The following is a 16978-nucleotide window of genomic DNA, read 5'->3' as shown; positions in this document are numbered from 1 at the left end:
CTCACCATTGCGCGCCCTCGTCGTCGAGCCCCATCCTGCGCGGCCCGTTCGTCGTCGCCAGCATCACCGCGTCCGCTTCGACCCGCACCACGCGCATCGCCCCTACCGCCTCGCCGGCCGCCACCGCGGTAATGGCCCCGGCGCCGTCGTCGAACAGGGCGAGGCCGGTGCGTGCGTCCCGCATCACGCCGGCGAGGCGGGACGGCAACGCGTCGCCCGTTCCCCGCTCATCCCCGCTACCGAACGGATCCGCGTCCTGCGAAGCCGCGGCGATCGGTCGGTCCCCGTATGCCGCGCGGCCGCGCGGCATGGCGGAAAATACGTCGAGCGACAGCCCGATGCGCGCCGCCCGCCCATCGCGCTCGACGCTTATCGCCGCCGGCACGACCAGCACCGGCAACGTCGCCAGCCCGCCCACCATCCGCCGCAGCGCCGGAAAGCCGCCATCCGCGACGATGCGCACCGTGCGCCGCACCTCCTGCCGAGCGCCCGGTCCGGCCTGCGGCTCGAACGAGACGACCCGCAGCCCGCTCGACGCGGCGAGCTCGGCCAGTTCGAGCATCAGCGCCGGCCAGCCGGGCGCCGCCGGCTCACCGCGGTCGTCATCCGTCTTCGCAGGCGCCGCGCGATGCGTCGCGGCCTGCGCCAGTGCACGCTCGGCCGCGGCGGCGCGCGCCGTGGCGGCATCCAGCGATGCGCGGCTGCGGGCGAGGCCGCTCCAGTCCGCGGCGGTTGAGAGATGGACGCCGCCCGCCAGCACCGCGCCGAATGCGAGCACGCAGCCTGCGACGTGCGACGCAACCGGCAGCGCGCGCCGCGTCGCGCCGTTTCTCCCGCCGTCGCTGCTCCCGAATCGATACGCAAGCGCCGTCATGTCCGCTCCTCCTGCCTGGCGTCGTGCAACGGTCCGTCGTGCCAACGCAGTTGCACCGAGAACCGGAACGGCATCCGCGTCGCGCCCGCAGGCTCCGCCGGGGCCGGCTTCAGCGCATCGACGTCGACGCGCCACCCGTGCTGTTCGCGCGCGATGCGGTCGAGCCAACGCGCCGCCGCCCGATAACTCGCGGCCCTTGCGTCGAGCACCGCGCCGGACGCCGTCGTGCGCAACGCTTCCAGCCGGATGCCGTCGTCGCGAACCCGCGCCGCCAACGCGAGCAGCTCGGTGGCCTGCCGGTAAGGCGCCGCCAGTTCCACAGCCTGCGCGTCGCGCCGCGCGGCGGCGGTGGCCATCCGCGCAGCGCGCGCCGCCGCGTCCACCTCGGGCTGTTGCGTCGACAGCCGCGCCTCGACGACAGCGCGTTCGGCGTCGGTTCGCATGCGCAGCCACGCTTCGCCACCTGTCCATGCGACGACGCCCAGGATGCCGAGCAGGATCGCCGCGCCGCATTGCGCGGCCCGGCGTCGACGCATGGCCCGCGCGAGGCGGTCGCGGTATGGCAGCAGGTTGAATCCGTCAAGGTCGAGCCACGCGAGCGCGGCCGCCGGCTTCTGCGGTGCCCCCGGAAATACGGTCGGCGCGCTCATTCCCACACTCCGCGCAGCGCGAGCCCGAAGGCAACCGCAAAGGCCGGCCCGCCAGGCGCACCGGCCTGCGTTGCGGACGCTTCGCCGCCCCAACGCGCGCACTCGAACGGCATCGCGCTCGCGCCGAGCAGGTCGCCGATCTCCGCGATGGACGTGTCGAACCGCGCGAAACAGCGCTCGTCGCCGCCGACGAGCGCACAGCGGGCCGGCCGGCGCACCAGCGCGCGCAACGCGTCGGGCAGCGCGGCATGCGCGCGATCCGGAAACGTGAACTGCGACACGGCCGCCCCGCCCTCCAGCCACCAGCCGCGCACGCCCGCGTCGCCGAACCAGAGCGCGAAGCAGGGCTCGCGCGCGTCCGGCTCGCGCAGCGCGGCAAAACGCAGCGCCCGCAGCGCCGCGATCGACTCGCCGTCGATTGCCGTCAAATCGACGCCGGCCACGGCAGCCGCGTCGACCCGCCGCTGCAGCACGGCCTGCGGCGCGGCGGCGATGGCGATCTCGCCGGGCCGCGCACCGCCGTCTTGCCGCCAGTCGAACGCGAGACTGTCCGGCGCCAGCCCGGAGATGCGTTCCGCGGCCTGGCGGGCAGCGTCGGGAATGTCGTCGCGCCCGGCCAGGTCGAGCGTCGCCGTGCGCATCTCGTCGTCCCGCAGCGCCATCACGCCGCGCGCGTCGCACCGCACCCCGCGCGCCGCCAGGCGCGACACGGCCGCGGACAGCGCGCGCCCGACCGCCGCCCAGCGAACCTCGTCGGACCCGTCGGACAGCCCGTGCGGCTCCGTCTCGAGCCCTTCGACCCGCACGTCCGCGCCGCGCCTGCGCCGGCTCAGCACCGCCACCCTCACGTCGCCCGCGGCGACGTCGATCCCTGTCGCCGTGCGCCTGCCCATCGCGAATCGCACCGTCCATCGTCCGCCCATTCCAGCCTCCCGCCATCGCTGCGGCCCCTGCCGCAATCCCAGGCTCCCATTCTGGCGAGCGGCATGCGCGGCCGGCAGTCGGCCGAACGGCCAACACCGCGAAACGCGTGCGCCGGCGCGCTATGCTGGAAGGGCGGCGCCCCGCGGCCGCACGAGGGGTGCTCACCCGTCAGGACCGGTCATACCGGCCAGCTATAATCGCGGGACTGTTTCCCGGTATGCCTATGCAATCCACGTCCCCTACGTCCCCGCCCCCCGCCCCGGAGCCGAAGAAACGCCCCTGGTGGCTGAAGATCCTGATCGGCCTCGTTACGGTGTGCGTGGCGCTCGTCCTGTGCGGCGGGCTCGTGCTCGGCTATGCGCTCGTCGTCGCGTCGCCGAACATGCCGTCGCTCGACGCGCTGACGGACTATCGTCCGAAGGTTCCGCTGCGCATCTATACGTCCGATCACGTGCTGATCGGCGAATTCGGCGAGGAACGCCGCGACATCGTCCACTTCAAGGACGTCCCCGACTCGCTGAAGAAGGCGATCCTCGCGATCGAGGACGCGCGCTTCTACGACCACGGCGGAGTCGACCTCACCGGGATCTTCCGCGCGGGCATCGTCGCACTGACGAACGGCCACGCGACGCAGGGCGCGAGCACGATCACGATGCAGGTCGCGCGCAACTTCTTCCTGTCCAGCGAGAAGACCTACACGCGCAAGATCTACGAGATGCTGCTCGCATACCGTATCGAGCGCGCGCTGACGAAGGATCAGATTCTCGAGGTCTACATGAATCAGATCTATCTCGGCCAGCGCGCGTACGGCTTCGCGAGCGCCGCGCGGGTCTACTTCGGCAAGGACCTGAAGGACATCTCGCTCGCGGAAGCCGCGATGCTGGCGGGCCTGCCGAAGGCGCCGTCCGCGTACAACCCGGTCGTCAATCCGAAGCGCGCGAAGGTGCGCCAGGAATACATCCTGCAGCGGATGCTCGAGCTGAACTTCATCTCGCGCGGGCAGTACGACGAGGCGATCGCGCAGCCGCTCGTCGTCAAGGGCGCGGGCCGCGAATTCAGCGTGCACGCCGAGTACGTCGCCGAAATGGTGCGGCAGATGATGTACGCGCAGTATCGCGAAGAGACGTACACGCGCGGCTTCAACGTCGTCACGACGATCGATTCCGCCGATCAGCAGGTCGCCTACGGCGCGCTGCGCAAGGGGATCATGGATTACGAGCGCCGCCACGGCTATCGCGGGCCGGAGGGCTTCATCGAGTTGCCGGCCGGCGCCGACGATCGCGAACAGGCGATCGACGACGCGCTGCTCGAGCATCCGGACAACGGCGAGCTGATCGCGGCGGTCGTGACCGCCGCCGGCCCGCGCCAGATCACCGTCGCGTTCATCGACGGCAGCAACGCGACGATCGAAGGCGACAATCTGCGCTTCGCCGCGGGCGCGCTGTCGGCCAATGCGCAGCCGAACCGGCGCATTCGTCCGGGCGCGATCGTCCGCGTCGTGAAGAACGACGCCGGCGCGTGGGCGATCACGCAACTGCCGCAGATCGAAGGCGCGTTCATCTCGATCGTCCCGCAGGACGGCGCGATCCGCTCGCTCGTCGGCGGCTTCGACTACAACAAGAACAAGTTCAACCACGTCACGCAGGCGTGGCGGCAGCCGGGCTCGTCGTTCAAGCCGTTCATCTACTCCGCGTCGCTCGACAAGGGGCTCGGGCCGGCGACGATCATCAACGACGGCCCGCTGTACTTCAGCGCCGCGGAAACGGGCGGCCAGCCGTGGGAGCCGAAGAACTACGGCGGCGGCTTCGATGGTCCGATGTCGATGCGCACCGCGCTGCAGCGCTCCCGCAACCTCGTGTCGATCCGGATCCTCAATCACATCGGCACGAAGTACGCGCAGCAATACATCACCCGCTTCGGCTTCGACGCCGACCGCCACCCGGCCTATCTGCCGATGGCGCTGGGCGCCGGCCTCGTCACGCCGCTACAGATGGCGGGCGCGTACTCGGTGTTCGCGAACGGCGGCTTCCGCGTCAATCCGTACCTGATCGCCGAGGTGACCGATCCGAACGGCGCCGTCGTCGCGCGCGCGCAGCCGCTCATCGCCGAGCAGAACGCGCCGCGCGCGATCGACGCGCGCAACGCCTACGTGATGAACAGCCTGCTGCAGAGCGTCGCGCAGCGCGGCACCGGCGCGAAGTCGAACGTCCTGAAGCGCACCGATCTCGCGGGCAAGACCGGCACCACGAACGACTCGCACGACGCGTGGTTCGCCGGCTACCAGCACTCGCTCGCCGCGATCGCGTGGATCGGCTACGACAACCCGCGCAGCCTCGGCGACCGCGAAACCGGCGGCGGCCTCTCGTTGCCCGTGTGGATCGACTACATGGGCGCGGCGCTCAAGGGCGTGCCCGAATTCAAGCCGACGATGCCGGACGGGGTCGAGACGCTCGGCAGCGAGCTGTATTTCGCCGATTTCACGCCGGGGCACGGCTTCGTGTCGACGGTCGGCGTGCCGCAGGCGCCGGTCGCGCAGGACACGGAGGAAGAGGCGCCGCACGTCGACGAGCAGGAGAAGCAGGACATCATGAACCTGTTCCGCGGCCACTGACCTTTCACGCGGACATCAGCAAAAAAGCGGCCCTCGGGCCGCTTTTTGTTTGGTACGACGTTTGGCGCGCTCCCGCGCGAACGCTCAGGCGCTGAACGTGATCGGCATCCCGGCCTGCTGGGTCGCGTAGTCGCTGAGCGCCGCGTAGAACTCCGTGCCGGAGCGCGTGTCGCGCCACGCGCCGTCGACGTAGCGGTAATGGAAACCGCCCGCCTTCGCGGCGATCCACACTTCCTTCATCGGCGGCTGCAGGTTGACGATGATCTTCGAGCCGTTCTCGAACGTCAGCGTCAGGACGCTGCCGTTGCGCTCGAGATCGATGTCGTGATCGCCGTCGTTCGCGGCGTCCACGGTGCGCTCGACGGCCGCCAGCACGGCCTCGGCGCGGGTCAGGTATTCGGTATCGGACATGCTAAACTCTATCGGTTCAATTGTTCAGGGACGATCATGCGAGTCGTTTTCCGGATGAGCGCGATTGTAGCGGCTTTGGCAATTCTTGCAGGCTGCGGTCAAAGCGGTCCGCTCTATTTGCCCACCGTGCCGCCGCTGCCGCCGAAACCGGTCGACCAGCAGCGGGACACGCCGCCGTCGGACGTCAAGCCGACCGACGAAACCGCCTCGTCGTCCGAGAGCATGCCCGATACGTCCGGCACGCCGCTCACGCTGTCGCCCGAGCTGTCGGGTGGCGCCAGCGCCGTTGCACCAGCTCCCGCATCCGGCTCGGCCAGCCCGCAGTAACGCGGCGAAGCAGCAACCGCCCGCAACCGCGCAACGACGGCAAACAAGGCGATGACCACGCGGTCATCGCCTTTGTTGTTGGTGCGTCGCGATTCGCGGCGCGTCAGCCCCGCACGCGCCGCCAACCCCACGCAGCCAGTCGCCAGCCGAGCAGCGCCACGACGATCGCCGCATACAGCTTCGGCTGCGCGAGATCGTGCTTGCCGGCCTTCATCCACCAGAAGTGCAGCACGCCGAACGGCACGATCGCGTAGATCGCGCGATGCAGCGTCGCCCAGTGCCGCCCGAGCCGGCGCACCATCGCGCGCGGCGACGTCGCGGCGAGCGGGATCAGCAGCACGAACGCGGCGAAGCCAACGGTGATGAACGGCCGCTTGCCGATGTCCTTCAGGATCTCGGCCAGGTCGAACCACTTGTCGAACCAGACATAGGTCGTGAAGTGCAGCGTCGCGTAGAAGAACGCGAACAGGCCAAGCATGCGGCGAAAACGCAGCAGCGCGGGAACGCCGGTCATCCGCCGCAGCGGGGTGACGCCGAGCGTGATGCACAGCATCACGAGCGTCCACAGGCCGGTCGAGCGCGTGACGAATTCGACCGGATTCGCGCCGAGCCGGTCGGTCAGGCCGAACAGCACGAGCCGTGCGAACGGATACAGGCCGGCCGCGAAGGCCAGCACCTTGGCGGGAGCGAGCCAGCGCGGCGAGGCGCCCCGGGCCTTGTCCGGCCGGGGCGCGGCGGCGCGCGCCGGCGCGAGCGTCGAAGCGGGCATGTCGTTTCTCATCGGTGCGCGTCAGAAGAACTTCTTCAGGTCCATGCCCTGATACATCGACGCGACGAACTCGCCATAGCCGTTGAACATCAGCGTCTTGCGCTTCGGCGTGAAGAAGCCGTCGTCGCCGATGCGCCGCTCGGTTGCCTGGCTCCAGCGCGGATGGTCGACGTTCGGATTCACGTTCGAATAGAAGCCGTACTCGTTCGGCGCGTAGGTGTTCCAGCTGGTCGGCGGCTGCTTGTCGACGAAGCGGATCTTCACCAGCGACTTCGCGCTCTTGAAGCCGTACTTCCACGGCACGACGACCCGCACCGGCGCGCCGTTCTGGTTCGGCAGCACCTGCCCGTAGACGCCCATCGTCAGCAGCGTCAGCGGATTCATCGCCTCGTCCATCCGCAGGCCTTCCGAATACGGCCACTCGAGGATCGGCGTCGACAGGCCCGGCATCTGCGACGGGTCGGCGAGCGTGACGAACTGCACGTATTTCGCGTTTCCGGTCGGCTGCACGCGCTTGATCAGCTCCGCAAGCGGCACGCCGATCCACGGGATCACCATCGACCAGCCTTCGACGCAGCGCAGCCGGTAGACGCGCTCCTCGAGCGGCGCGAGCTTCAGCAGCTCGTCGAGATCGAACACCTTCGGATGCTGCACCTCACCCTCGACGCTGACGCGCCACGGACGAGGGCGCAGCGTGCCGGCGTTGCGGGCCGGATCGCCCTTGTCGGTGCCGAATTCGTAGAAGTTGTTGTAGGACGTGACGTCCTTGAACGGCGTCGCCTTGTCGGCCACGGCGAATTTCGGATTGGCTTTCGCCGCCAGTTTCGCCGCACGCGCGTCGGGCGACGCGTACGCGGCAAACGCCGCGCCGCCGCCGCCCAGCATGGTGCCTGCCGCCGCGAGGCCGGCTGCCTGCAGCAGGCGCCGGCGGTTGTCGAATACCGCGCGCGGCGTAATCTCGCTGCGCGGAATGTCGTCACCGCTCAACGCGTTCCGGAAAGGCCGTTTGATCCACATCGTGCTGCTCCTCCTGCGTGCGCATCGTGCACGCCATGCGCGTTCGACCCGGCCCATCATGCGCGGTTCGGCGCCCGGATCGCCCGCCCGTTACAAAAGAAAACCGCCGGGCACGCAGTGCGCCGGCGGTCTTTGGTCGGACGAGCGTCGGGAATCTTACAGCTTGCCGTAGCTGTGCAGCCCGGACAGGAACATGTTGACGCCAAGGAACGCGAACGTCGTGACGAGCAGGCCCGTCAGCGCCCACCATGCGGCGGCCGTGCCGCGCAGGCCCTTCATCAGGCGCATGTGCAGCCACGCCGCGTAGTTCAGCCACACGATCAGCGCCCAGGTCTCCTTCGGGTCCCAGCTCCAGTAGCCGCCCCACGCCTCGGCTGCCCACAGCGCACCGAGGATCGTCGCGATCGTGAAGAACGCGAAGCCGACCGCGATCGACTTGTACATCACGTCGTCGAGCACCTCGAGCGCCGGCAGGCGGTCGGCGAGCACGCCACGCTCCTTCATCAGGTACGCGACCGACACCATCGCCGACAGCGCGAAGCTGCCGTAGCCGATGAAGTTCGCCGGCACGTGGATCTTCATCCACCAGCTCTGCAGCGCGGGCACGAGCGGCTGGATCTGCTGCGCGTCGCGCGCGATCGAGTACCACATCAGGAAGCCGACCGCCGCGCTGATGACCAGCAGCACGAATGCGCCCAGCGCGCGCGTGCCGTAGTGGCCTTCGTAGTACAGGTAGAGCAGCGCGGTGATCAGGCTGAACAGCACGAACACTTCATACAGGTTCGACACCGGGATATGGCCGACGTCGGCGCCGATCAGGTACGACTCGTACCAGCGCACCATCATCCCGGTGAAGCCCATCAGCACCGCGACCCAGGTGAGCTTCTGGCCGATCGCGGCGGCCGACGCCGAGCGCGCGAGCGTGCCGATCCAGTAGAACACCGTCGCGAGCACGAACAGCGCGCTCATCCACAGGATCGCCGACTGGCTCGACAGGAAGTACTTGAGGAAGAACGCCGCATCCGCGCGCGCCAGGTCGCCCTGGTAGATCTGGATCGACAGCAGCGCGAGCACCGCGATCGACGCCATCAGCAGCCGGGCCGGCTTCCAGCGCCAGCCGAGCGTGACGAGCGCCGGGACGGCGCCGATCAGCACGGCCTTGTCGTAGTAGTCCATGTGCGCGTTGTAGTGCACGAACGCATAGCCTGCGCCGAGCACCAGCGCCAACGCGAACAGCCAGTCGAGCGGCGACAGGCGCAGCAGGAACGGACGGTCGTCGAACAGTGGCGCCGGAATCGGGGCCTGGGCCGACGCCTCACGGGTGGGGGAAACTTGAGTGAGATCCATGATGTTACCGGGTGGAATCCTCGGAACCGCCGCCGGCCGGCGGGCGGGAAGCCGATGCCGCACCGGCGGGCGCGGCATCGCGAGGTGCGGCGCGCAAGGCGGCGCCTGCCGCGTCGCGCGTCTGCACGAATTCTTTCTCGAAATCGAAGGTCTTGCGGGCCGTGGACATCGCCATCACCACATCGACGCCGGAGCCGGCGTCCTTGAGCCAGAACCAGAGGCGCCGCTCGCGCACGTAGAACATCGAGAAGATGCCGGCGACGAGCAGCAGGCTGCCAAGATACACCAGATTCTTGCCGGGCGCGCGCGTCAGCTGAAATACCGAAGCTTGCACCTGCTTGAACGAATCGAGTTGCAGGTAGACCGGCGCGCCGTACAGGAAACTGTCGGACAGCGCGTTGATCGCGTTCTGCACGAACCGGATCGACTCCGCGCCCTGCTGCGCGGGCCGCTCGCCGGCGCGCTCGCGCGCGATCTGCCAGACCTCCCACATCGCGCCTTCGAGCATCCGCAGCAGCAGGCCGGCCGCCTTCTCCTGCTCGGCCTTCGGCACCGACCGGTCGATGAACGTCGCGACCGCCTGGAACCCGCCCAGCGGCTGGCCGTCGATCCCGCGCCCGGCGCTGTCGTCGCTGGCCGCAAACAGGGTCAGCACCTTCGACGCGCTGTCCTGCAGTCGGCCGCGCAGCGCCGCTTCGCTGTCCGGCAGCGAACGCTGCGCGAAGCGCGCGGCGGCCTCCGTGCGGACCGCCGGGTCTTCGAGCGCCGCGCGCAGGCGCATCCATTCGCCGATCGAATCCTGGCCGTCCGCCGGAATCCGCATGTAGCGGAACGGATCGTTCGGGCTCGCGCGCACGCCGGCGAGGAACACGCGCTCGCCGCCCATGTCGACCGGCAGCATGTAGTTGTTGAACTCGCGCGCCTGGCCGTCCTTGCCGCGGACTTTGTACTGCACCGACGGGCCGATGTTGTGCAGTTGCATCGGCTTCGACGACTTCGCGCCCGAACCGAGCCGCTCGTCGAACGCTTCCTTGAGCGTCGTGGTCTTCGCGACGCCGCGCACGTCCGGCTTGCCGTTCGCGTCGGCCATGTTCTCGACGTTGATCGCGCGGAAATCGGAGAATTCGATCGTCTCGCCGTCGGCGCCCGGCATCTGCAGCGGCGCCGAGCTGCCGATCGTGCCCTGCACCGGGAACGTCTTCGCCGCGGCGCCCGTCATCGGGTACGCGGTCATCTGCATCTGCGAGCCGCCGTCCTGGAAGCTCGACTGGTAGATCGACACGCCCTTGTAGGTGAACGGCTTGTTGACCTCGACGCGCGCCGGAATCTTCTGCCCGGTCGCGCGATCGATCACGACGATGTCGCTCGCGAACAGCTTCGGCATCCCGGTCGTGTAGTAGTCGACGATGAACTTGTTGAGCTGGATCGAGAACGGCAGGTCCTGGATCAGCGAGCCGTTCGGCTGGTTGAGGATCGCGGTCGACACGAACTGGCCTTCCGGCACCCATGCGTAGCCGCGGAACGTCGGGTTCGACGCCGACAGGCGATGGTCGGGCGAGATCTCGCTGATCGTCGCGCTCGTGTTGACGGGGCTCTTGCCGAACATCCACATCTGGAATTTGATCGGCAGGTTGCTGTCGAGCAGGCCGCCGACACAGATCACGACGATCGCGACGTGCGCGGAGATGTAGCCCCACTTCGTCATCGCGCCGCGCTTCGCGGAGACCAGCGTCGCGCCGTCGCTCTCGCGCACGACGTGCTTGTAGCCGGCTTTCGTGACGAACGCGGCGAGCGTCGCGCTCACCTGTGCGCGCGTGCCGGTCGCTGCATATTCAGCCTTGTGGTGGAACGCGCGCAGGCTGCCTTCGCGCACCTTGTCCTTCCAGCTTTTCGCGTCCTTGAGCATCTTCGGCGCGTTGCGGATCACGCACAGCGAGATCGACACGACGAGGAAGATCAGGATCAGCATGAACCACCACGCGCTGTACACGTTGTACAGGCCGAGCGAGCGGAAGATGTCGGCCCAGAACGGCCCGAACTGGTTCACGTAGTTCGGATACGGATCGTCCTGGGTCAGGACGGTACCGACGATGCTCGCGATCGACAGCACCACGAGCAGCGCGATCGCGAAGCGCATCGAGCTCAACAGCTCGACTGCGCGCTTCGTTGCGCCCTGGCCCGACTTCGACTGCAACCCCGACGTGGTAACGCTCATTCAAACTCCGACTGACAACAAAAAAGGGCAAGGCGGCCGCTACGATACGGCGCCCCACCCTTTTCTTGTTTTGACTCCGGCCGCCCTGCGGGCGCCCGGTCATTCTTTCGCGGCCGTCGCTCAGTGCAGGCCGGCGATGTAATCCGCGACGGCCTTGACCTCGCTGTCCGACAGGCGCGACGCGATCTGATGCATCGCTTCGTTGTTGTTACGGGCGCCAGCGCCCTGCTGGAACGCCATCAACTGGGCGACGGTGTAATCCGACCACTGGCCCGACAGACGCGGATACTGGATCGGCAGCCCCTGCCCCGTCGGCCCGTGGCAGCTCGCACACGCGGGCACACCCTTCTCCGCGATGCCGCCGCGGTAGATCTTCTGGCCGAGCGGCACGGTAGCCGCGACGTGCGCGGTGCCGGGCTTGGCCGCCTGCGAGCCGTAATACGCCGCGACGTTGCGCATGTCGTCCGCGCTCAGCGCGCCCGCGAACCCGACCATCACGGCGTTATTACGCACCGGCCCCTTCGCGCCCGGCTGCGCCTTGAAATCGTTCAACTGCTTGACCAGATATTCGGGATGCTGGCCGGCGAGCTTCGGAAAACTGCCCGACGCGCTGTTGCCGTCGGCGCCGTGACACGATGCGCAGACTTGCGCCGCGATCGCCTTGCCACGATCCAGATCCGGCTTTGCCGCATCCGCCGCCCTTGCCTCTGCTACGAAACCTACGAACCCTGCTGCAACCTGAAGCACCATCAGAGACTTGCACAGTCGATTCATTCGCACACCCTGTTTCGTCTTGTGGGAATTGAGGTTCTGCAATAAACGACGGCGATCAGTCTACCGCAGAAGCGCGCGAGGCGGGGCGCCCGGGGCCTTCGGTAAAACCGTCGTATTGTACAATATCGCGCTGAAAGCCCCCGCGCCTATCGGGGCTACCCCGCCTCCACCAAGCGGCTCGCGCCGCCCGTCCGTCCCCGATCCCATGGCCTTTCTGCTCCATCAAGCCCGCTTCTATACGACCGTCAACCACTTGCGCGACCTGCCGCCGACGGTGCAGCCGGAAGTTGCGTTCGCAGGCCGCTCGAATGCCGGCAAATCGACCGCGATCAACGTCCTGTGCAACCAGAAGCGGCTTGCATTCGCGTCGAAGACGCCCGGCCGCACGCAGCACATCAACTACTTCTCGGTCGGCCCGGCGGCCGAGCCCGTCGCGAACCTCGTCGACCTGCCCGGCTACGGCTACGCGGAAGTGCCCGGCGCCGCGAAGGCGCACTGGGAAATGCTGCTGTCGACCTACCTCGCAACCCGCTCGCAGCTCTGCGGGCTGATCCTGATGATGGATTCGCGCCGCCCGCTGACCGACCTCGACCGCCGGATGATCGAGTGGTTCACGCCGACCGGCAAGCCGATCCACACGCTGCTGACGAAGTGCGACAAATTGACGCGCCAGGAGAGCATCAATGCGCTGCGGACCACGCAGAAAGGGCTCGATGCGTATCGGGATGCCGGCGTCGAAGGCAAGCTGACGGTCCAGCTGTTCTCGGCGCTCAAGCGCACGGGGCTCGACGAGGCCCATGCGCTGATCGAGAGCTGGGTGCGGCCGTCCGTCGCCGACGAAAAAAGCGAGCCTGTAGCACAATGACCGGGCAACGCGCGGCCGGCCCGGCCGTGCGCACCTGACGGCGCCTGCGTTTCGGCCGGCTCATAAAAAAACCCGCCGTTTAGCGGCGGGTTAAACAGCCTAATCGAATAACGACAGGCACCCGCTCAGGGAGGAGAAGCGGGGAGCATCACGCGAGGCGTGACGCTCGATCGCTATCATATACCAACGATCCAGAAAATAACCTAAGGGTTCCGTAAGGCCCTTATTGCCCTGATTTCTGCCAAATCGCCATGAGCTTCCATCCGCTTCATCGTCCGCGCCGGATGCGCCGCGACGACTTCTCCCGCCGCATGATGCGCGAAAACCGCCTGACCACCGACGACCTGATCTACCCGGTCTTCGTCGTCGAAGGCACGAACGAGCGCCAGCCGGTGCCGTCGATGCCCGGCGTCGAGCGCGTGTCCGTCGACCTGCTGATGCAGGTTGCCGAGCAGTGCGTCGAACTGGGCGTGCCCGTGCTGTCGCTGTTCCCGGCCATCGAGCCGTCGCTGAAGACGCCCGACGGCCGCGAGGCGGCCAATCCCGAGGGCCTGATCCCGCGCGCGGTGCGTGAGCTGAAGAAGCGCTTCCCCGAGCTCGGCGTGCTGACCGACGTCGCGCTCGACCCATATACGAGCCACGGCCAGGACGGCGTGCTCGACGAAAACGGCTACGTGATCAACGACGACACCGTCGAAATCCTGATCGAACAGGCGCGCGCGCAGGCCGAGGCCGGCGTCGACATCGTCGCGCCGTCGGACATGATGGACGGCCGCATCGGCGCGATCCGCGAGATGCTCGAAAGCGAAGGCCATATCCACACGCGGATCATGGCCTATTCGGCCAAGTTCGCGTCGGCGTTCTACGGCCCGTTCCGCGACGCGGTCGGCTCGGCGACGAATCTGGGCAAGAGCAACAAAATGACCTACCAGATGGACCCGGCGAACACCGACGAAGCGCTGCGCGAAGTGCGCCTCGACATCGAGGAAGGCGCGGACATGGTGATGGTGAAGCCCGGCATGCCGTACCTCGACATCGTGCGCCGCGTGAAGGACGAGTTCCGCTTCCCGACCTACGTGTACCAGGTCAGCGGCGAATACGCGATGCTGAAGGCCGCCGCGATGAACGGCTGGCTCGATCACGACAAGGTCGTGCTCGAATCGCTGCTCGCGTTCAAGCGCGCCGGCGCCGACGGCGTGCTGACGTACTTCGCGCTCGATGCCGCGCGCCTGCTGAAGGCGCAGCGCTGATCCCGCGCCGGAGCCTGGAAAGCAAAACGGCGACGCACTTCGGTGCGTCGCCGTTTTTTCTTGCCGGCCGGCCGAGGGCCGGGGCCGCCTTTGTGTGCTCAAGATGCTCGGCCGTCAGCAGGTCACGGCGCTTATACCGTCGGCACCGCCGCTCGATCGAGGCTGCGCAGGAACGTCTCGGCGGCCTGATAGCCGACCACCCGCCCGATTTCCTTGCCGTTGCGATCGAAGAAGATGATCCCGGGCGGGCCGAACAGGTTGAAGCGCTTCAGCAGCGCCTGATCGTCCGGATTGTTCGCGGTGACGTCCGCGCGCACCAGGTGCAATTGCGCAAGCCGCGCCTGCACGCGCGAGTCGGTGAAGGTCAGATGCTCCATCTCCTTGCAGCTCACGCACCAGTCGGCGTAGAAATCGAGCATCACGGGCTGGCCCGATGTCCTCAGCAGCGCATCGAGCTCGCCATTCGACCCCACCGACGCAAAGGCCGGCCCTTCCTGCGCGCCGGCTGCCGGCGTGCCGGCCACCGACGCGGTCGTGCGCGCGGCAAGCACCGCCAGCGGCTTGACGGGATCGGTCGATCCCGCGGCGAGACCGACGAGCAGCGTGGCCGCCCAGATTGCCAGCGCCGCGCCGAGCCCGCGCCCGAGGCGCCGCCAGATCGATGGCGTGCCCGCATGCGGCGAGAACAGGCCGAGCGCGGCCGCCGCGACGAGCAGCCACAGCGCGGCCAGCATCATCCGGAACGCCCCGCCGAGCACCGGCCAGACGATCCACAGCGCGGCCGCGAGCAGAACGATGCCGAAGAACACCTTCACGCCGTCCATCCACGTCCCCGCGCGCGGCAGCAACGTGCCCGCGCCGACGCCGACGATCAACAGCGGCACGCCGAGCCCCAGCCCCATCGCGAACAGCGCCGCGCCGCCGAGCAGCGCGTTGCCGGTATGCGCGATGAACGCAAGCACCGCGAACAGCGGCGCCGTCATGCAGGCGCCGACGACGAGCGCAGACAGCGCGCCCATTGCCGCGACCGCTGCGAAATGGCCGCCCTTGTGGCCGCTCGACGCGTTGGCGGCGCCGTTCTGCCAGCGCTGCGGCAGCGCGATGTCGACGCCGGAAATCAGCGAGGCCGCGAAGGCCGTCAGCAGCACGCCGAAGCTGCCCAGCACCCACGGGTTCTGCAGCCATGCCCCGAGACTCTGCCCGACCAGCGCGGCGGCGATCCCGAGCACCGTGTAGACGAGCGCCATGCCGAGCACGTAGGTCAGCGACAGCGCAAAGCCGCGTGCGTGCGTCGCGCGCGTGCCCTGGCCGATGATGATCGCCGACACGATAGGAATCATCGGATAGGAGCAGGGCAGGAGGCTCAGCACGACGCCCGCGACGAAATACAGTGCGACGACCGTGAAGAAGCCCTGGCCTTCGAGCAGCGACTGCGCATAATCGGCACTGGTGACCTTGTCGAACCAGCTGCCGGTCGCCTCATCCCGGCCGGCCGGCGAGGCCGTCGTCGCCGGGGACGCCGCGCCCAACGCGTCGCCGCTCACCTTCAGGACATGCTCCGCCGGCGGATAGCAGATCCCTTCGTCCGCGCATCCCTGTGACGTCACCGCAAGCTCGAACGGCCCGGTTGCCTGCTTGACCGGCACGTGGATCACCACTTCGCCGCGATAGGTCTCGACGTTCTTCTGGAACGTCTGGTCGAACTTCACATGGCCCGCGGGCAGTTGCGGTTCGCCGAGCGTCGCCTGGCCGCTCTTGACTGCGAACGCGAACCGCTCCCGATACAGGTAGTAGCCGTCCGCGACCTTGAAGCGCACGTCGACCTGGCCCGGCGACTCGCTGGCGCTGAACTTGAACGCCACCGACGGATCGAGGAAATCGTCGGCGGCCCGGGCGAGCGACATGCCGCCCAGCGTGAACGCGAGGAGCGACAGCAGCAGCGCGAGGAACCGCAGCGCATGGATGCGCGCGCGAAGAGCCATACCGTTAAACATGAAATAGACGTTGAGTTTCGCCCGCCACCCACTGGCCGTACTTCGGCGCCGCCGCCGCTTGCCAGGAGACGATTTCGGGCGTGTCGTAAGGATGGTTCGACTGGATGAAGCGTTCCAGCTCGAGCGAGCGCACCGGGCTCGTCTTGAACAGCAGCTGGATTTCTTCGGCCGTCTCGACCTTGCCCTGCCAGTGATAGCGCGACTGGATCGCGCCGAGCCGCGACACGCAGGCGGCAAGCCGCTCGGACAGCGCGCCGTCGGCGAGCGCGTCGGCGGTCGCCGCATCCGGCACCGTCGTCAGCATCAGCACCACGACCATTCGCGCACCTCCAGATTCATTCGCCGGCGCATTCACCAGCTGTTTGCCCCGTATCGTAGCGCACCCTGCGCGATGGTGCCGGCGGCCGACTGCGACAATCGACCGCATTCCGGTCCGCCAAGCAAAAAGGGCCAAGCAATTGCTTGACCCTTTTTTGTTACTGCGACGTGCCGAAAAGCTTATTCAGCTTCTTGCACGTTTTCCGTTTCGTCGACTTCCGGACGATCCAGCAGTTCGACCAGTGCCATCGGTGCGTTGTCGCCGACGCGGAAGCCGAACTTCAGGATGCGCAGGTAGCCGCCCGGACGGTTCGCGAAACGCGGACCGAGCACGTCGAACAGCTTCGCCACCGAATCACGATCGCGCAGGCGGTTAAACGCCAGGCGACGGTTCGCGAGCGACGGCTTCTTGCCGAGCGTGATCAGCGGCTCGACGACTTTACGGAGTTCCTTCGCCTTCGGCAGCGTCGTCTTGATGACTTCGTGCTCGATCAGCGAGTTGGACATGTTGCGGAGCATAGCCAGACGGTGGCTGCTCGTGCGGTTCAGTTTCCGCAGACCATGACGATGGCGCATTTCAGTTTCCTTGATTCAAAGTTTTGATCCAGCTCTTCTATCGCACCGCAGGGGTG

General features: G+C 67.8%; 16 protein-coding genes. 4 read left to right on the top strand and 12 right to left on the bottom strand.

Annotation, left to right across the window (positions count from 1 at the left end):
- Position 1: 1 nt before the first annotated feature.
- From B7P44_RS01805 to B7P44_RS01795, 3 genes are read right to left on the bottom strand one after another with little or no spacing between them, the layout of a single operon-like run.
- A complete protein-coding gene (locus tag B7P44_RS01805) occupies positions 2 to 874 on the bottom strand; it encodes a pilus assembly protein (protein WP_084899949.1) in 873 nt (290 codons plus the stop codon).
- A complete protein-coding gene (locus tag B7P44_RS01800; RefSeq protein WP_231716640.1) occupies positions 871 to 1524 on the bottom strand; it encodes a fimbrial protein in 654 nt (217 codons plus the stop codon). Before B7P44_RS01800 ends, B7P44_RS01805 begins: the two co-directional genes overlap by 4 nt.
- Positions 1521 to 2447 carry a type IV pilus biogenesis protein PilM gene (locus B7P44_RS01795; protein WP_084899947.1) on the bottom strand — a complete coding sequence of 309 codons (927 nt, stop codon included), beginning with the start codon at positions 2445 to 2447 and terminating at the stop codon, positions 1521 to 1523. The genes B7P44_RS01800 and B7P44_RS01795 overlap by 4 nt, the downstream gene beginning before the upstream one ends.
- Positions 2448 to 2671: 224 nt before the next feature.
- Between B7P44_RS01795 and B7P44_RS01790 the strand changes: the two genes are divergently transcribed.
- On the top strand, positions 2672 to 5059 hold the full coding sequence (locus B7P44_RS01790; protein WP_088511397.1) for a penicillin-binding protein 1A: 2388 nt from the start codon (positions 2672 to 2674) through the stop codon (positions 5057 to 5059).
- A gap of 84 nt (positions 5060 to 5143) precedes the next feature.
- On the opposite strand, the gene cyaY is transcribed toward B7P44_RS01790, so the two are convergent.
- Positions 5144 to 5470: an iron donor protein CyaY gene (gene cyaY / locus B7P44_RS01785; RefSeq protein WP_084899941.1), complete on the bottom strand. Its 327-nt coding sequence runs from the start codon at positions 5468 to 5470 to the stop codon at positions 5144 to 5146.
- Positions 5471 to 5506: 36 nt separating this feature from the next.
- On the opposite strand from cyaY, the gene lptM reads away from it, so the two are divergent.
- Complete coding sequence (gene lptM, locus B7P44_RS01780; RefSeq protein ID WP_084899937.1) at positions 5507 to 5797, top strand: LPS translocon maturation chaperone LptM; 291 nt, start codon at positions 5507 to 5509, stop codon at positions 5795 to 5797.
- A gap of 103 nt (positions 5798 to 5900) precedes the next feature.
- Here lptM and msrQ read toward each other — a convergent pair whose 3' ends face one another.
- The 5 genes from msrQ to B7P44_RS01755 form a co-directional block, all read right to left on the bottom strand.
- On the bottom strand, positions 5901 to 6566 hold the full coding sequence (gene msrQ / locus B7P44_RS01775) for a protein-methionine-sulfoxide reductase heme-binding subunit MsrQ (protein ID WP_084899936.1): 666 nt from the start codon (positions 6564 to 6566) through the stop codon (positions 5901 to 5903).
- A 21-nt stretch (positions 6567 to 6587) separates the two neighbouring features.
- Positions 6588 to 7583, bottom strand: coding sequence for a protein-methionine-sulfoxide reductase catalytic subunit MsrP (msrP, locus tag B7P44_RS01770; protein ID WP_084899933.1), 996 nt, complete (start codon positions 7581 to 7583; stop codon positions 6588 to 6590).
- A gap of 156 nt (positions 7584 to 7739) precedes the next feature.
- Entirely contained in the window at positions 7740 to 8930 is a 1191-nt protein-coding gene (ccsB, locus tag B7P44_RS01765; RefSeq protein ID WP_084899931.1) for a c-type cytochrome biogenesis protein CcsB, read from the bottom strand.
- Positions 8931 to 8934: 4 nt separating this feature from the next.
- Positions 8935 to 11145 carry a cytochrome c biogenesis protein ResB gene (locus tag B7P44_RS01760; protein ID WP_084899928.1) on the bottom strand — a complete coding sequence of 737 codons (2211 nt, stop codon included), beginning with the start codon at positions 11143 to 11145 and terminating at the stop codon, positions 8935 to 8937.
- A gap of 120 nt (positions 11146 to 11265) precedes the next feature.
- Positions 11266 to 11919 carry a c-type cytochrome gene (locus tag B7P44_RS01755; protein WP_084899926.1) on the bottom strand — a complete coding sequence of 218 codons (654 nt, stop codon included), beginning with the start codon at positions 11917 to 11919 and terminating at the stop codon, positions 11266 to 11268.
- 205 nt (positions 11920 to 12124) lie between these two features.
- Here B7P44_RS01755 and yihA point away from each other — a divergent pair, with 205 nt between their 5' ends.
- Together yihA and hemB are read left to right on the top strand one after the other, a co-directional pair.
- Positions 12125 to 12784, top strand: a complete 660-nt coding sequence (gene yihA, locus B7P44_RS01750) for a ribosome biogenesis GTP-binding protein YihA/YsxC (protein WP_084899923.1) — start codon at positions 12125 to 12127, stop codon at positions 12782 to 12784.
- 251 nt (positions 12785 to 13035) lie between these two features.
- Positions 13036 to 14034: a porphobilinogen synthase gene (gene hemB / locus B7P44_RS01745; RefSeq protein ID WP_084899921.1), complete on the top strand. Its 999-nt coding sequence runs from the start codon at positions 13036 to 13038 to the stop codon at positions 14032 to 14034.
- A 131-nt stretch (positions 14035 to 14165) separates the two neighbouring features.
- On the opposite strand, the gene dsbD is transcribed toward hemB, so the two are convergent.
- The 3 genes from dsbD to rplQ all read right to left on the bottom strand — a co-directional run bounded on the left by dsbD (position 14166) and on the right by rplQ (position 16922).
- Positions 14166 to 16028, bottom strand: coding sequence for a protein-disulfide reductase DsbD (gene dsbD, locus B7P44_RS01740; protein WP_084899918.1), 1863 nt, complete (start codon positions 16026 to 16028; stop codon positions 14166 to 14168).
- Positions 16021 to 16347, bottom strand: coding sequence for a divalent-cation tolerance protein CutA (gene cutA / locus B7P44_RS01735; RefSeq protein ID WP_084899916.1), 327 nt, complete (start codon positions 16345 to 16347; stop codon positions 16021 to 16023). Before cutA ends, dsbD begins: the two co-directional genes overlap by 8 nt.
- Positions 16348 to 16526: 179 nt before the next feature.
- Positions 16527 to 16922 (bottom strand): 50S ribosomal protein L17, encoded by a 396-nt coding sequence (rplQ, locus tag B7P44_RS01730; RefSeq protein ID WP_006400638.1) that lies wholly within the window; start codon positions 16920 to 16922, stop codon positions 16527 to 16529.
- Between the last annotated feature and the right edge of the window lie 56 nt (positions 16923 to 16978).

The organism is Burkholderia ubonensis subsp. mesacidophila, from assembly GCF_002097715.1.
Taxonomy (GTDB): Bacteria; Pseudomonadota; Gammaproteobacteria; order Burkholderiales; family Burkholderiaceae; genus Burkholderia; species Burkholderia mesacidophila.
This window is presented reverse-complemented; position numbering and strand designations above follow the sequence as displayed.

What these genes read in the sequence shown, in the direction of transcription:
- B7P44_RS01805 (WP_084899949.1), bottom strand. Translation starts at nt 874, where the DNA reads ATGACGGCGCTTGCGTATCGATTCGGGAGCAGCGACGGCGGGAGAAAC.
- B7P44_RS01800 (WP_231716640.1), bottom strand. Translation starts at nt 1,524, where the DNA reads ATGAGCGCGCCGACCGTATTTCCGGGGGCACCGCAGAAGCCGGCGGCC.
- B7P44_RS01795 (WP_084899947.1), bottom strand. Translation starts at nt 2,447, where the DNA reads ATGGGCGGACGATGGACGGTGCGATTCGCGATGGGCAGGCGCACGGCG.
- B7P44_RS01790 (WP_088511397.1), top strand. Translation starts at nt 2,672, where the DNA reads ATGCAATCCACGTCCCCTACGTCCCCGCCCCCCGCCCCGGAGCCGAAG.
- cyaY (WP_084899941.1), bottom strand. Translation starts at nt 5,470, where the DNA reads ATGTCCGATACCGAATACCTGACCCGCGCCGAGGCCGTGCTGGCGGCC.
- lptM (WP_084899937.1), top strand. Translation starts at nt 5,507, where the DNA reads ATGCGAGTCGTTTTCCGGATGAGCGCGATTGTAGCGGCTTTGGCAATT.
- msrQ (WP_084899936.1), bottom strand. Translation starts at nt 6,566, where the DNA reads ATGCCCGCTTCGACGCTCGCGCCGGCGCGCGCCGCCGCGCCCCGGCCG.
- msrP (WP_084899933.1), bottom strand. Translation starts at nt 7,583, where the DNA reads ATGTGGATCAAACGGCCTTTCCGGAACGCGTTGAGCGGTGACGACATT.
- ccsB (WP_084899931.1), bottom strand. Translation starts at nt 8,930, where the DNA reads ATGGATCTCACTCAAGTTTCCCCCACCCGTGAGGCGTCGGCCCAGGCC.
- B7P44_RS01760 (WP_084899928.1), bottom strand. Translation starts at nt 11,145, where the DNA reads ATGAGCGTTACCACGTCGGGGTTGCAGTCGAAGTCGGGCCAGGGCGCA.
- B7P44_RS01755 (WP_084899926.1), bottom strand. Translation starts at nt 11,919, where the DNA reads ATGAATCGACTGTGCAAGTCTCTGATGGTGCTTCAGGTTGCAGCAGGG.
- yihA (WP_084899923.1), top strand. Translation starts at nt 12,125, where the DNA reads ATGGCCTTTCTGCTCCATCAAGCCCGCTTCTATACGACCGTCAACCAC.
- hemB (WP_084899921.1), top strand. Translation starts at nt 13,036, where the DNA reads ATGAGCTTCCATCCGCTTCATCGTCCGCGCCGGATGCGCCGCGACGAC.
- dsbD (WP_084899918.1), bottom strand. Translation starts at nt 16,028, where the DNA reads ATGTTTAACGGTATGGCTCTTCGCGCGCGCATCCATGCGCTGCGGTTC.
- cutA (WP_084899916.1), bottom strand. Translation starts at nt 16,347, where the DNA reads ATGGTCGTGGTGCTGATGCTGACGACGGTGCCGGATGCGGCGACCGCC.
- rplQ (WP_006400638.1), bottom strand. Translation starts at nt 16,922, where the DNA reads ATGCGCCATCGTCATGGTCTGCGGAAACTGAACCGCACGAGCAGCCAC.